Raw genomic sequence first — 14,164 nt, forward strand, 5'->3', positions numbered from 1 at the left:
TTTGCGCACCACACACGATCAGGAGTGACCTGTGGAAAAGTTGAAAGGCGCCTTGCTGGTAGGCGCTCTCCGGTTATTTGCCCTGCTGCCTTGGCGCGCCGTCCAGGCCGTCGGCACGGCCATTGGCTGGGTCATGTGGAAAACCCCCAACCGCTCCCGCGACACGGTGCGGATCAACCTGTCCAAATGCTTCCCGGACATGGACCCCGCCGCCCGCGAGCGCCTGGTGGGCCAGAGCCTGATGGACATCGGCAAATCCCTCACCGAAAGCGCCTGCGCGTGGATCTGGCCGGCCCAACGCTCGATTGACCTGGTCCGCGAAGTCGAAGGCCTGGAAGTGCTGCACGAAGCCCTGGCCTCGGGCAAAGGCGTGGTGGGCATCACCAGCCACCTGGGCAACTGGGAAGTGTTGAACCACTTCTATTGCAGCCAGTGCAAACCGATCATTTTCTATCGCCCGCCCAAGCTCAAGGCGGTGGATGAACTGCTGCGCAAACAACGGGTGCAGTTGGGCAACCGCGTGGCGGCCTCGACCAAGGAAGGCATTCTGAGCGTGATCAAGGAAGTGCGCCGGGGCGGCCAGGTGGGCATTCCCGCCGACCCGGAGCCGGCCGAGTCCGCGGGGATCTTCGTGCCGTTCTTTGCCACCCAGGCGCTGACCAGCAAGTTCGTGCCGAACATGCTCGCCGGCCACAAGGCCGTGGGCGTATTCCTGCATGCCCTGCGGCTGCCGGACGGTTCGGGTTACAAAGTGATCCTGGAAGCGGCACCGGAAGACATGTACAGCACCGACACCGCCACGTCCTGTGCGGCGATGAGCAAGGTGGTGGAGCGCTATGTCGGCGCGTATCCGAGCCAGTACATGTGGAGCATGAAGCGCTTCAAGAAGCGCCCGCCGGGTGAGGAGCGGTGGTACTGAGTGCCCCGATCCATAGATCAATGAAGTCCTAATGTGGGAGCTGGCTTGCCTGCGATAACATCACCTCGGTGTAACTGACAGACCGAGTTGCCAGCATCGCAGGCAAGCCAGCTCCCACAGGGATCACCTCAGGCTTGGCGGTCGAGTTTCTTCAGGAACACCGTCATTTCTTTTTCGGCCTGTTTGTCGCCATGGGCTTGGGCCGCTTCGATGCCCTTCTCCCACGCCAGCCGCGCGGCTGCCACATCACCTGATCCCGCCTGCGCCTTGCCCAACAACTTCCACGCCGCCGAATACTTCGGATCGAACTCGACGCATTTCTGCAAATGCTCCGCCGCCTTGGCGTTGTCCTTCAAGTCCAGATAACCCTTGCCCAAACCAAAGCGCAGCAACGCGTTATCCACACCCTTGGCGAGCATTTTTTCCAGGGAATCGAGCATGGCGGTGTGTCCTTTAGCTATCCAGGGTTTTCAATATCGCCATCGCGGGCAAGCCCGCTCCCACAGTTGGAACGCGATCTCCTGTGGGAGCGGCGGTGCGACGATTCGACTTGCCCGCGATGACGGTGGTAGGCCCACCCAATTTCTATCAGAAAAAACTCAGCCCCACGTGGAACAGCTTCTCCACATCGCGGATATGTTTCTTATCCACAAGGAACAGGATCACATGGTCGCCAGTCTCGATCACCGTATCGTCGTGGGCAATGATCACCTCTTCATCGCGAATAATCGCGCCGATGGTGGTGCCCGGCGGCAAACCGATATCGCGGATGGCCTTGCCGATGACCTTGCTGGATTTGGCGTCACCGTGGGCAATCGCCTCGATGGCTTCCGCCGCGCCCCGGCGCAGGGAGTGCACGCTGACGATGTCGCCACGGCGCACGTGGGCGAGCAAGGTGCCGATGGTGGCCAGCTGCGGGCTGATGGCGATGTCGATATCGCCGCCCTGGATCAGGTCGACGTAGGCCGGGTTGTTGATGATGGTCATCACCTTCTTCGCCCCCAGCCGCTTGGCCAGCAACGACGACATGATGTTGGCCTCGTCGTCGTTGGTCAGGGCCAGGAAGATGTCGGCGTCGGCGATGTTTTCTTCCATCAGCAGGTCGCGGTCGGAAGCACTGCCTTGCAGGACCACGGTGCTGTCGAGGGTGTCGGACAAATGCCGGCAGCGTGCCGGGTTCATCTCGATGATCTTCACCTGGTAGCGGCTTTCGATGGCTTCGGCCAGGCGTTCGCCAATCTGCCCGCCACCGGCGATGACGATGCGTTTGTAGCTCTCGTCGAGCCGGCGCATTTCACTCATGACCGCGCGAATATTCGCCTTGGCGGCGATGAAAAATACTTCGTCGTCCGCTTCGATCACCGTATCGCCCTGGGGCAGGATCGGCCGGTCACGGCGGAAGATCGCCGCCACGCGGGTTTCCACATTCGGCATGTGTTCACGCAGCTGGCGCAGTTGCTGGCCCACCAACGGCCCGCCGTAGTACGCCTTCACGGCGACCAGTTGCGCCTTGCCCTCGGCGAAGTCGATCACCTGCAAGGCGCCGGGGATTTCGATCAGGCGCTTGATGTAGTGGGTCACCACCTGTTCCGGGCTGATCAGCACGTCCACCGGAATCGCGTCGTTGTCGAACAGGCCGGCGCGGGTCAGGTAGGCCGCTTCGCGCACGCGGGCGATCTTGGTCGGGGTGTGGAACAGGGTGTGGGCGACCTGGCACGCGACCATGTTGGTCTCGTCGCTGTTGGTCACCGCCACCAGCATGTCCGCGTCGTCGGCACCGGCCTGGCGCAGCACCGTGGGGAACGAGGCGCGACCTTGCACGGTGCGGATGTCGAGGCGGTCGCCGAGGTTGCGCAGGCGCTCGCTGTCGGTGTCGACCACGGTGATGTCGTTGGCTTCACTGGCCAAATGTTCGGCCAGCGTGCCGCCGACCTGCCCTGCCCCAAGGATGATGATTTTCATCCGGTCACTCCCTTAAACCCGTTTCAGCCGCGCGCGGCGGCGATCTTGATCAGTTTGGCGTAGTAGAAGCCGTCGTGTCCGCCTTCTTGCGCGAGCAATTGGCGGCCATGGGGCTGCTTGATCCCGGCCGAGGTCGCGAGGTCCAGCTCCCGCGCGCCGCTGGTACGAGCGAGGAAGGCTGCGATCACTTCGGTATTTTCCGTCGGCAAGGTCGAGCACGTGGCGTAAAGCAGGATGCCGCCGACTTCCAGGGTTGGCCACATCGCGTCGAGCAGTTCGCCTTGCAGCACGGCCAGGGCGGCGATGTCGTCGGGTTGGCGGGTGAGTTTGATGTCCGGGTGGCGGCGGATTACGCCAGTGGCGGAGCATGGCGCGTCGAGCAGGATGCGCTGGAAGGGCTTGCCGTCCCACCAGGTGGCGGTGTCGCGGCCGTCGGCGGCGATCAGCTCGGCGCTGAGGCCCAGGCGGGCGAGGTTCTCGCGCACGCGCACCAGGCGCTTGGCTTCCAGGTCGACAGCGACTACACCGGCGAGGTCTTTTTCCACCTCAAGGATGTGACACGTCTTACCGCCCGGTGCGCAGCAGGCGTCGAGCACCCGTTGGCCTGGCGCCAGGTCGAGCAGGTCGGCGGCCAGTTGTGCGGCTTCGTCCTGCACACTGATCCAGCCTTCGGCAAAGCCCGGCAGGCTGCGCACGTCGGTGGCGGCTTCGAGCACGATGCCGTCAACGCTGTACACGCACGGCGTGGCGTTGATCCCGGCGGCGGTGAGCAATTGCAGGTAGGCGTCGCGGCTGTGGTGACGGCGGTTGACCCGCAGGATCATCGGCGGATGCGCGTTGTTCGCCGCGCAAATGGCTTCCCATTGCTCAGGCCAGAACGCCTTGAGGGATTTTTGCAGCCAGCGCGGGTGGGCGGTGCGTACCACCGGGTCATGTTCCAGCTCGGCCAGCAGCGCTTCGCTTTCACGCTGGGCGCGGCGCAGTACGGCATTGAGCAGGGCCTTGGCCCAGGGCTTTTTCAGCTTGTCGGCGCAACCGACCGTTTCGCCGATGGCGGCGTGGGCCGGCACGCGGGTGTAGAGCAACTGATAGAGGCCGACCAGCAGCAACGCTTCCACATCCGCGTCCGCCGCCTTGAACGGCTTTTGCAGCAACTTGGCCGCCAGCGCCGACAAGCGCGGCTGCCAGCGGGCGGTGCCAAAGGCCAGGTCCTGGGTAAAACCACGGTCGCGGTCTTCGACCTTGTCCATCTGCGTGGGCAGCGAACTGTTCAGCGACGCCTTGCCATTGAGGACGGCGGCGAGAGCCTTGGCGGCAGCCAGACGTGGGTTCATTGCGCAACCACCCCGAGCACGGTGCCCACGGCAAATTTCTCACGGCGGCTGTTGAACAAATCGCTGAAATTCAGCGCCTTGCCACCGGGCAATTGCAGACGGGTCAGACACAGCGCTTGTGCACCGCAGGCGACCAACAGGCCGTCCTTGCTGGCGCCGATGATTTCACCGGGTGCGCCGTTGCCTTCGGCCAAGGTCGCGGCCAGCACTTTCAGGGCTTCGCCGTTGAGGGTGCTGTGGCAGATCGGCCACGGGTTGAACGCACGCACCAGGCGCTCCAGCTCCACGGCCGGGCGGCTCCAGTCGATGCGCGCTTCGTCTTTGTTCAGTTTGTGGGCGTAGGTCGCCAGGCTGTCGTCCTGCACTTCGCCCTCCAGGGTGCCCGCCGCGAGGCCGGCGATGGCCTGGAGCACGGCCGGCGGGCCCAGCTCGGCGAGGCGATCGTGCAGGCTGCCGCCGGTGTCCTGGGCGGTGATCGGGGTGGTGACCTTGAGCAGCATCGGGCCGGTGTCCAAGCCCAATTCCATGCGCATCACGGTCACGCCGCTTTCGCTATCGCCCGCCTCAACGGCGCGCTGGATCGGCGCCGCACCGCGCCAGCGTGGCAGCAGGGAGGCGTGGCTGTTGATGCAGCCCAGGAGTGGGATATCCAGCACCACTTGCGGCAGGATCAAGCCATAGGCCACCACCACCAGCAGGTCCGGTTGCAGCGCCGCCAGTTCGGCCTGGGCTTCGGCGTTGCGCAGGGTCGGCGGTTGCAGCACGGGAATGTTGTGTTCCAGCGCCAGCTGCTTGACCGGGCTCGGCATCAGTTTTTGCCCGCGACCGGCCGGGCGATCCGGCTGGGTGTACACCGCGACGATGTCATAAGGGCTGGCGAGCAGCGCCTTGAGGTGTTCGGCGGCAAATTCGGGTGTACCGGCAAAAACAATGCGCAGTGGCTCGGTCATGGGAGGTCTCGGTTAAAAACAGTCACAAAAGAAAAAGGCTTGCCGCAGCAAGCCTTTGGAAGACGGGCATCAAGCTTGCTGGCGATGCTTCTTTTCCAGCTTCTTCTTGATCCGGTCACGCTTGAGCGTGGACAGGTAATCGACAAACAGCTTGCCGTTGAGGTGGTCGCACTCGTGCTGGATGCACACCGCCAGCAGGCCTTCGGCAATCAGCTCGAACGGCTTGCCGTCGCGGTCCAGAGCCTTGATCTTCACGCGCAGCGGGCGCTCGACGTTCTCGTAGAACTCCGGCACCGACAGGCAGCCTTCCTGGTACTCGCCCATCTCTTCGGTCAGCGGTTCGAACTCGGGGTTGATGTACACCATCGGCTCGCTGCGATCTTCCGACAGGTCCATGACCACGACACGCTGATGCACGTTGACCTGGGTCGCGGCGAGGCCGATGCCCGGGGCTTCATACATTGTTTCAAACATGTCATCGACCAACTGACGAACCTTGTCGTCCACTACGGCCACCGGTTTGGCGACAGTGCGCAGGCGCGAGTCGGGGAATTCGAGGATGTTCAAAATAGCCATAAGCGTAATTGCTGCACATGTGAGGTAAAGGCAAATCGGCGTTGGGATGGACCCAAACGACCGGTGTGAAACCCTTAAAAGCCGCGAAGGCCAAGGCATTTCACGCGAACGCACATAATAAAGGAGATTCACCCCATGAGGAAATCGCTGCTCGTCTTACTGCTGTGGGCGCCGGTCGCCATGGCCCTGCTGCCATCGCCCGGCCAGCGTCTGGATCAGCCGACGCAACAGGCCATCCAGCGTTTTTTATTGCATAACCGCGTGCTTGATTCCCTGCAGGACCTGGACAACGCGCCCTACATCGTCGCGGCCGACGCCGGCCGGGTGCTGGGCGCGCCGGGTGAGCAGGTGCATGCGCGCGGCTTCCTGGACCCTTCCCACCCGATCTACGGAATATTCCGACGCGGCAAGGTCTACACCGATCCACAAACCCACGAACTGCTGGGCATCAACGCCGATGACATCGGCACCGCGCGCTTTGTGACGGTGGGCGACCTCTCCACCCTGGCCGTGCAGCGCGTGACCCAGGAAATTCGCCCAGGCGACCGCTTGCTCCGAGCCCAGCCACCCGTAGACCTGGCACGCCTGGAGGTGTCGGAACCTGCGACTTTCATTGAAGGAAAAATCATCGACGTCCCCAGAGGCGTTACCCAGATCGGCGTGCTGGATGCCGTGACCCTGAACAAAGGTCGGCGCGATGGCATGGTTGAGGGGCACCTGCTCCCCGTGATCAAGACTGGCGCCACTGTTCGCGACGCGCTTACCGGCGTCCCGACGAAACTTCCCGATGAGCGCGCCGGCACTCTGCTGGTGTTTCGCACCTACGAAAAGCTCAGTTACGGCCTGGTTCTCAAGGCATCACGCCCCTTGGCCGTAATGGACCGTTTCGAGACTGTCCATCAAAGACAATAAATAGCCTGCTAAATAAGTTACCAACAGAGTTATCCACAGCTTGTTCCGGTCAAGGATGATCAGATGTATCCGACAAACAGCCATGAAATATCCCCAGCAGAACTGGAAGCACGACTACGCTTGCACAGGCTGCCGGAACTGGGTCCCAAGCGTTTTCGCCGATTGATCGAAGCATTTGGTTGCGCGTCAAAGGCCATCAGCGCCCCCGCCAGTGCCTGGCGTTCCCTCGGGTTGCCGGCCATCAGCGCGGAGGCCCGGCGAAGCCATGAGGTGCGCGATGGCGCCAGCGCTGCATTAGCCTCGCTGGCACGCCCGGCCCAGCATTTGCTGATGTGGGACCAGCCTGAGTACCCCGCATTGCTCGCCCAGATCGACGACGCGCCGCCGTTGTTATTCGTCGCCGGCGACCCTGGAATCCTGGAAAAACCGCAACTGGCGGTGGTCGGCAGTCGCCGTGCTTCGCGCCCTGGCATGGACACCGCCGCCGCGTTTTCCCGCAGTTTGGCGGGCGCGGGTTTTGTTATCACCAGCGGCCTTGCGTTGGGCATTGATGGCGCGGCGCATCAGGCGGCATTGGATGTCGGGGGGCAGACAATCGGCGTCCTCGGTACCGGCCTCGAAAATTTTTATCCACAGCGCCACAAGCGGCTCGCGGCGGCGATGATTGAGCAAGGCAGTGCCGTGGTTTCCGAGTTCCCGCTGGACACCGCGCCCCAGGCCGGCAACTTTCCACGGCGCAACCGGATCATCAGCGGCCTGTCCCTCGGCGTGCTGGTGGTGGAGGCGAGCATGGCCAGTGGTTCGCTGATCACCGCCAAGCTCGCCGCCGAGCAAGGCCGCGAGGTGTATGCGATCCCGGGCTCCATCCACCATCCCGGCGCCAAGGGCTGTCACCAGTTGATCCGTGAGGGTGCGGTGCTGGTGGAAACCATCGAGCACATCCTGGAAGGCTTGCGCGGCTGGCAGGCGTTGTCGCGCCCGGCCCCGGTGCCGGTCACCCATCCGTTGGTGGCGCTGCTGCACGCGGCGCCCCACACCAGCGAAGCCCTGGCGATTGCCAGTGGGCGGCCGTTGTCCCAGGTGCTGGCGACCTTGACCGAGTTGGAACTAGAAGGCCGCGTGATCTGCGAAAGCGGGCACTGGCGCGCGCGCTGCTAGGTTTTGTAACAGAGATCGGTAAACTGCCCGGAGCTTTGGTCTGGAGAGTAAACAATGGTCAACAGGTGGCGTGTGCTGGAAGCCGCACGAGAAATTCGCGCAGGTGCGGTGATTGCCTACCCAACCGAGGCGGTGTGGGGGCTGGGCTGCGACCCGTGGAATGAAGAAGCGGTGGACCGCTTGCTGGCGATCAAGAACCGTTCGGTGGACAAGGGCTTGATCGTGGTCGCCGATAGCATTCACCAGTTCGACTTTTTGTTCGAAGACTTCCCGCAAGACTGGATCGACCGCATGGCCAGCACCTGGCCGGGGCCCAACACCTGGTTGGTGCCCCACCAGGGTTTGCTGCCGGAGTGGGTGACCGGTGTGCACGACACCGTGGCGTTGCGCGTCAGCGATCACCCGTTGGTGCGGGATCTGTGCGCAGAAGTGGGGCCGTTGATTTCCACCTCGGCCAACCCGCAGGGCCGCCCGGCGGCGCGTACGCGGATCCGCGTGGAGCAGTATTTCCGTGGCCAGGTGGACCTGGTGCTGGGTGGCGCCCTGGGTGGGCGCAAGAACCCGAGCCTGATTCGCGATCTGGCCACGGGCAAGGTGATGCGCCCGTCCTGAGACCGAGGTGTAGCCATCGCGGGCAAGCCCGCTCCCACAGGTTGATCGGGTTCCGACTGGAGAAACTCGGTCAAATGTGGGAGCGGGCTTGCCCGCGATGAGGCCCTTGAGTCAGTAGAGTCCTGAAGCCTTACGGCAACAAAATCGTCGACCCGGTAGTCCGCCGCCCCGACAACTCCGTCTGCGCCTTCGCCGCATCCGCCAGCGCATACCGCTGGTTGATATCAATGCGCACCTTGCCGCTCTTGATCATCGAAAACAGGTCATCCGCCATCGCCTGCAAGTTCTGCGGGTTGTTGGCGTAGGTGGCCAAGGTCGGCCGGGTCACGTACAGCGAACCTTTCGCCGACAAAATCCCCAGGTTCACCCCATCCACGGCGCCCGACGCATTGCCGAAACTCACCACCAGCCCGCGCGGTGCCACGCTGTCCAGCGAGGTCAGCCAAGTGTCCTTGCCCACACCGTCGTACACCACCGGCACTTTTTTGCCGTCGGTCAATTCCAGCACGCGTTGTGCGACGTTTTCCTTGCTGTAGTCGATGGTTTCCCAGGCGCCGAGGGATTTGGCCAGGGCGGCTTTTTCCGGCGAGCTGACCGTACCGATCAGCTTCACGCCCAGGGCCTTGGCCCACTGGCACGCCAGGGAGCCTACGCCACCGGCAGCGGCGTGGAACAGGATGGTCTCGCCACCCTTCAACTCATAGGTCTGGCGCAGCAGGTATTGCACGGTCAGGCCCTTGAGCATCGCGCCAGCCGCTTGTTCGAAGCTGATCTCGTCCGGCAGGTGCACCAGGTTGGCGGCTGGCAGCACATGCAGTTCGCTGTACGCGCCCAGCGGCCCGCTGCCGTAGGCCACACGGTCGCCGACCTTGAACTGGGTGACTTCGCTGCCGACGGCATCGACCAAACCGGCGCCTTCTGCGCCCAAGCCAGATGGCAACGCAGGCGGCGCGTACAAACCGCTGCGGAAATAGGTGTCGATAAAATTCAGGCCAATCGCCTGGTTACGTACGCGAACCTGTTGCGGGCCGGGTTCCGCTGGCGTGTAGTCCACATACTCAAGCACGTCGGGGCCGCCATGGGCGCTGAACTGGATACGTTTTGCCATCTGCCTTCTCCTCGGGTCGAATTCGCGTAGTCGGCTATCGAACTCCTAAGCTTGATCTTCGTCAACTGCGGCGCAACGGGGTGCGGTGGTATCCTGTGCGCCCATTTGCCGCCGACGCCCAATGGCCTCGCGTAGCTTTGCCCGATTCAAGGTGATGCCATGACTACCCGCACCGAGGCTGTAAAGGCCTACCTGCTTGACCTGCAAGACCGCATTTGCAGTGCCCTGGAAACCTTCGAGCCGGACACGCGCTTTATCGAAGACGCCTGGACCCGGCCTGCCGGCGGCGGCGGTCGTACCCGTGTGATCGCGGACGGTGCGGTGATTGAAAAAGGCGGCGTTAACTTTTCCCACGTGTTTGGCAGCGGCCTCCCACCGTCCGCCAGTGCCCATCGCCCTGAACTGGCCGGCCGTGGTTTTGAAGCCCTGGGCGTGTCGCTGGTGATCCACCCGCACAACCCTCACGTACCGACGTCCCACGCCAACGTGCGCTTTTTCATCGCCGAAAAAGAAGGCGAAGAGCCGGTGTGGTGGTTTGGTGGCGGCTTTGACCTCACGCCCTACTACGCCAATGAAGAAGACTGCATCCATTGGCACCGTGTCGCCGAGCAGGCCTGTGCGCCGTTCGGCCCGGACGTGTACTCGCGTTACAAAGCCTGGTGCGACACCTACTTCCACATCAAGCATCGCAATGAACCGCGTGGCATCGGCGGCCTGTTCTTCGATGACTTGAACGAGTGGGACTTCGACACCTGCTTCGCCTTCATCCGCGCCATCGGCGACGCCTACATAGACGCCTACCTGCCGATCGTGCAGCGCCGCAAGGCCACCGCCTACACCGAGCAACAGCGCGAATTCCAGGAATTCCGCCGTGGCCGCTACGTCGAGTTCAACCTGGTCTACGACCGTGGCACCCTGTTCGGCCTGCAATCGGGCGGGCGCACCGAATCGATCCTGATGTCGCTGCCGCCGCAAGTGCGCTGGAGCTACGACTGGAAAGCCGAGGCCGGCAGCGAAGAAGCGCGCCTCACCGACTACTTCCTGCAAGACCGTGACTGGCTCGGCCTCGCCGCGCCCAAGGCAGCCGTCTGATGGACCGTTATGTGGTGTTCGGCAACCCCATCGGCCACAGCAAGTCGCCGCTTATCCACCGGATGTTCGCCGAGCAGACCGGCGAACAACTGGACTACAGCACCTTGCTTGCACCGCTGGAGGATTTCACCGGTTGTGCCCGTGAGTTTTTTCAGCACGGCCGTGGCGCCAACGTCACCGTGCCGTTCAAGGAAGACGCCTATCGCCTGGCCAACAGCCTCACCGAGCGCGCCCAACGGGCTGGCGCGGTGAACACCCTGAGCAAGCTCGCCGACGGCAGCCTGCTGGGTGACAACACCGACGGCGCCGGCCTGGTGCGCGACCTCACCGTCAACGCCGGGCTGAGCCTGCACGGTAAACGCATCCTGCTGCTGGGCGCTGGCGGCGCGGTACGTGGCGCGCTGGAGCCGTTGCTGGCCGAGCGGCCGGCCTCGCTGATTATTGCCAACCGCACCGTGGAAAAAGCCGAAATGCTCGCCGAGCTGTTTGACGACCTGGGCCCGGTGTCTGCCAGCGGTTTCGACTGGCTGCGTGAGCCGGTGGACGTGATTATCAATGCCACGTCCGCCAGCCTGTCAGGCGATGTACCACCGATTGCCGGCAGCCTGATCGAACCGGGCAAGACGTTTTGCTACGACATGATGTACGGCAAGGAGCCGACTGCGTTTTGCCGTTGGGCGACGGCGCAAGGTGCCGCCGTGGCGATGGATGGCTTGGGGATGTTGGTGGAGCAGGCGGCGGAGGCGTTTTTCCTGTGGCGCGGTGTGCGCCCGGAATCGGCGCCGGTGCTGGCCGAGCTGCGTCGCCAGTTGGCTTAACTCCAACCCAAGTGGGCACAGTCAATGTGGGAGCTGGCTTGCCTGCGATAGCGGTGTATCAGTGCCAAATAGGCAAGCTGACACACCGCTATCGCAGGCAAGCCAGCTCCCACAGTTTTAACCGTGTTTAGTCTTCGAATTGGATGGGGCACCTGTCAGCCCCTTCCAACTTTTTCAATTCCTCCACGACCTGCGGCCTCGCCCGGCGCAACGTCAAACTCCGCCCCAACCCCCGCAACCGCCGCGCTTCCTGGTGCAACATCTCCACCCCGGAATAGTCGATAAAGTTGATCTGCTGCGCCTCGATCACCACCCGTTCGCCCTGTAACCGTTGCAGGCGCACTTGCAGGTAATGGCTGGCGCCAAAAAAGATCGAGCCGCCCACCCGCAACACATCCTCATCACCATCGCGCCACTGCTGTACCCGTGGCTGCGACGTGCGCTTGAGGTAGAAAAACAACGACGCCAGTACCCCCGCATAAATCGCCGTTTGCAGCTCCAGCAGCAAGGTCGCGACGCAGGTCAGGCCCATCACCACAAACTCGGCGCGGCTCACGCGAAACAGGGCACGAATGCCGCGGTGATCCACCAGCCCCCAGCAAATCAGGAGGATGCTCGCCGCCATGCTCGGGATCGGGATATGGGCGATCAACGCCGCGCCAAACAGCGCAAACAGCGCCACCCACAGGGAAGAAAACACCCCGGCCAGGGGTGAGCACGCGCCGGCTTCATAGCTGAGACCGGAGCGGGTAAACGAACCGGCTGACAAGTACCCGGAAAAAAATCCGCCGACGATATTGGATAAGCCTTGCGCACGGACTTCCTGGTTGGCGTCGAGCAATTGTTGCGAACGGGCCGACAGCGAGCGGGCAATCGACAGGCTGGTCACCAGCCCCAGCATGCCCACCGCCACGGCGCTGGGCAGCAGGCGCAGGAGCATGTCCAGGTCCATCGGCAGCGGGCTGAACGGCGGCAGCTTGCCCACGAACGAACTGACCCGTGCCACATGCCCGAACATCGCCGGCCACAGCCACGCTACCAGGCTGCCAAGGGCCAAGGCGATCAGCAGCGTCGGCCAACGTGGCAGTAGGTATTTGAGCAATGCGCCCACCAGCAAGGTGCCCAGGCCGAGGGCGAGCGAGGCGTGGTCCCATTCCCCGCCGTGATCCACCAGCGCCAGCAAACTCTTGATCGCCGTGGCCTGGCTCGGCAGCTCCAGCCCCAGCAGGTTGGGCAACTGCCCCAGGGCAATTACCACGGCGGCGCCCAGGGTGAAGCCCAGCACCACCGAATGGGAGACGAAATTCACCAGCGCGCCAAAGCGCAGCAGGCCCAGCAACCACTGGAAAACCCCGGCGAGGAAGGTCAGCAACAGGATCAGGGTGATGTAGTCCTGCGACCCCGGCACGGCCAATGGGCTGACGCTGGCGTACAGCACGATGGAGATGGCCGCCGTGGGGCCGCAGATCAGGTGCCAGGACGACCCCCACAGGCACGCGATCAACACCGGGATGATGGCGGCATACAGCCCGTATTCCGGTGGGAGGCCGGCGATCAGTGCGTAGGCAATCGACTGCGGCAAGGCCAGCACCGCGCCGCTGAGGCCGACGATGGCATCCCGGCCGACGCTGGCGCGGGTTTGGCGTGGCAGCCAGCGCAGGAAGGGGAAGAGGGTATGGCGGGTGGGCCGGGGCATCAGGGTCTCGGTTTGAAGGTTTGCCGCAGAATATCAGTACACACTGGCCACTGTGGGAGCAGGCAAGCCAGCTCCCACACAAGCCAGTTCCCACAAAGGTCTTAGAGTTTGGCTTTTACCGCGGACAACGCATCCTTGCCATCCACGGTCTTCACCCCCTCCAACCACTTATCCAACACCGCCGGATTCGCCTTGATCCACGCCTTCGCCGCCTCGGCATTGCTGACCTTGTTGTTGGCCACCTCGGCCATGATGCTGTTCTCCATCTCCTGGGTGAAACTCAGGTTGGTCAGCAGTTTTCCGACGTTCGGGCAGGCTTGTGCGTACCCCTTGCGGGTCAGGGTGTACACGCTGCCGGTGTCGCCGAAGTACTTCTCGCCGCCCTTGAGGTTGTGCATTTTCAACTGCACGTTCATCGGGTGCGGGGTCCAGCCGAGGAAGGTGACGAAGCGCTGTTTCTTCACCGCCCGCGACACTTCGGCGAGCATCGCCTGTTCGCTGGACTCGATCAGCTTCCACTGGCCGAGCTCGAAGTCGTTCTTCTTGATGATTTCCTGCAACGAGATATTCGCCGGCGCGCCGGAGCCGATGCCGTAGATCTTCTTGTCGAACTTGTCGGCAACCTTGTTCAGGTCGGCAAAGTCATGCACCCCGGCGTCCCACACGTAGTCCGGCACGGCGAGGGTGAACTCGGTGCCGTCGAGGTTTTTCGCCAACTGCACCACCTCGCCATTGGCGACGAACTTGTCATAGAAGCCCTGCTGCGCCGGCATCCAGTTGCCGAGGAACACATCCACCTGGCCGTCCTTGAGCCCGCCAAAGGTGATCGGCACCGCCAGGGTATCGACCTTGGGTTTGTAGCCCATGCCCGTCAGCAGAAAACCGGTGATGGCATTGGTCGCGGCGATGTCGCTCCAGCCGGGATCGGCCATTTTTACCGTTTCACAGCTCGTGTCTGCGTACACATTGGCGCTGCCGAGCGCCAACATGCCCAGTATCACAGTCAACTTTTGCATGGCCTTCCCTC

At 63.1% G+C, this 14,164-nt stretch carries 14 protein-coding genes; 6 read left to right on the forward strand and 8 right to left on the reverse strand.

Annotated features, from left to right (window positions below):
* Positions 1-31 precede the first annotated feature (31 nt).
* Positions 32-919 (forward strand): lysophospholipid acyltransferase, encoded by an 888-nt coding sequence (locus PSH87_RS00065; protein ID WP_017736254.1) that lies wholly within the window; start codon positions 32-34, stop codon positions 917-919.
* A gap of 128 nt (positions 920-1,047) precedes the next feature.
* On the opposite strand, the gene PSH87_RS00070 is transcribed toward PSH87_RS00065, so the two are convergent.
* From PSH87_RS00070 to def, 5 genes are all read right to left on the reverse strand, one after another.
* Complete coding sequence (locus PSH87_RS00070) at positions 1,048-1,359, reverse strand: hypothetical protein (protein ID WP_305431980.1); 312 nt, start codon at positions 1,357-1,359, stop codon at positions 1,048-1,050.
* A gap of 148 nt (positions 1,360-1,507) precedes the next feature.
* On the reverse strand, positions 1,508-2,881 hold the full coding sequence (gene trkA, locus PSH87_RS00075; protein ID WP_017736256.1) for a Trk system potassium transporter TrkA: 1,374 nt from the start codon (positions 2,879-2,881) through the stop codon (positions 1,508-1,510).
* Between the two features lie 23 nt (positions 2,882-2,904).
* Complete coding sequence (gene rsmB / locus PSH87_RS00080; protein WP_305431981.1) at positions 2,905-4,215, reverse strand: 16S rRNA (cytosine(967)-C(5))-methyltransferase RsmB; 1,311 nt, start codon at positions 4,213-4,215, stop codon at positions 2,905-2,907.
* Positions 4,212-5,165, reverse strand: a complete 954-nt coding sequence (gene fmt / locus PSH87_RS00085; protein WP_305431982.1) for a methionyl-tRNA formyltransferase — start codon at positions 5,163-5,165, stop codon at positions 4,212-4,214. Before fmt ends, rsmB begins: the two co-directional genes overlap by 4 nt.
* Positions 5,166-5,234: 69 nt before the next feature.
* Positions 5,235-5,741: a peptide deformylase gene (gene def / locus PSH87_RS00090; RefSeq protein WP_017736259.1), complete on the reverse strand. Its 507-nt coding sequence runs from the start codon at positions 5,739-5,741 to the stop codon at positions 5,235-5,237.
* Between the two features lie 135 nt (positions 5,742-5,876).
* Here def and PSH87_RS00095 point away from each other — a divergent pair, with 135 nt between their 5' ends.
* From PSH87_RS00095 to PSH87_RS00105, 3 genes are all read left to right on the forward strand, one after another.
* A complete protein-coding gene (locus PSH87_RS00095; protein WP_305431984.1) occupies positions 5,877-6,653 on the forward strand; it encodes a peptidoglycan-binding protein in 777 nt (258 codons plus the stop codon).
* Between the two features lie 63 nt (positions 6,654-6,716).
* Positions 6,717-7,811, forward strand: a complete 1,095-nt coding sequence (dprA, locus tag PSH87_RS00100; RefSeq protein ID WP_305431985.1) for a DNA-processing protein DprA — start codon at positions 6,717-6,719, stop codon at positions 7,809-7,811.
* A 54-nt stretch (positions 7,812-7,865) separates the two neighbouring features.
* Positions 7,866-8,423, forward strand: coding sequence for an L-threonylcarbamoyladenylate synthase (locus PSH87_RS00105; protein ID WP_017736262.1), 558 nt, complete (start codon positions 7,866-7,868; stop codon positions 8,421-8,423).
* 130 nt (positions 8,424-8,553) lie between these two features.
* On the opposite strand, the gene PSH87_RS00110 is transcribed toward PSH87_RS00105, so the two are convergent.
* Positions 8,554-9,531, reverse strand: a complete 978-nt coding sequence (locus tag PSH87_RS00110; RefSeq protein WP_124527040.1) for an NADPH:quinone reductase — start codon at positions 9,529-9,531, stop codon at positions 8,554-8,556.
* 159 nt (positions 9,532-9,690) lie between these two features.
* On the opposite strand from PSH87_RS00110, the gene hemF reads away from it, so the two are divergent.
* Positions 9,691-10,623, forward strand: coding sequence for an oxygen-dependent coproporphyrinogen oxidase (gene hemF / locus PSH87_RS00115; RefSeq protein ID WP_305431986.1), 933 nt, complete (start codon positions 9,691-9,693; stop codon positions 10,621-10,623).
* A complete protein-coding gene (gene aroE / locus PSH87_RS00120) occupies positions 10,623-11,441 on the forward strand; it encodes a shikimate dehydrogenase (RefSeq protein WP_305431987.1) in 819 nt (272 codons plus the stop codon). The genes hemF and aroE overlap by 1 nt, the downstream gene beginning before the upstream one ends.
* A 127-nt stretch (positions 11,442-11,568) precedes the next feature.
* On the opposite strand, the gene PSH87_RS00125 is transcribed toward aroE, so the two are convergent.
* Positions 11,569-13,137, reverse strand: a complete 1,569-nt coding sequence (locus PSH87_RS00125; protein ID WP_305431988.1) for a SulP family inorganic anion transporter — start codon at positions 13,135-13,137, stop codon at positions 11,569-11,571.
* 101 nt (positions 13,138-13,238) lie between these two features.
* Positions 13,239-14,153 (reverse strand): choline ABC transporter substrate-binding protein, encoded by a 915-nt coding sequence (choX, locus tag PSH87_RS00130; protein WP_305431989.1) that lies wholly within the window; start codon positions 14,151-14,153, stop codon positions 13,239-13,241.
* Positions 14,154-14,164: the final 11 nt, after the last annotated feature.

This window comes from Pseudomonas sp. FP453 (assembly GCF_030687495.1).
GTDB lineage: Bacteria > Pseudomonadota > Gammaproteobacteria > Pseudomonadales > Pseudomonadaceae > Aquipseudomonas.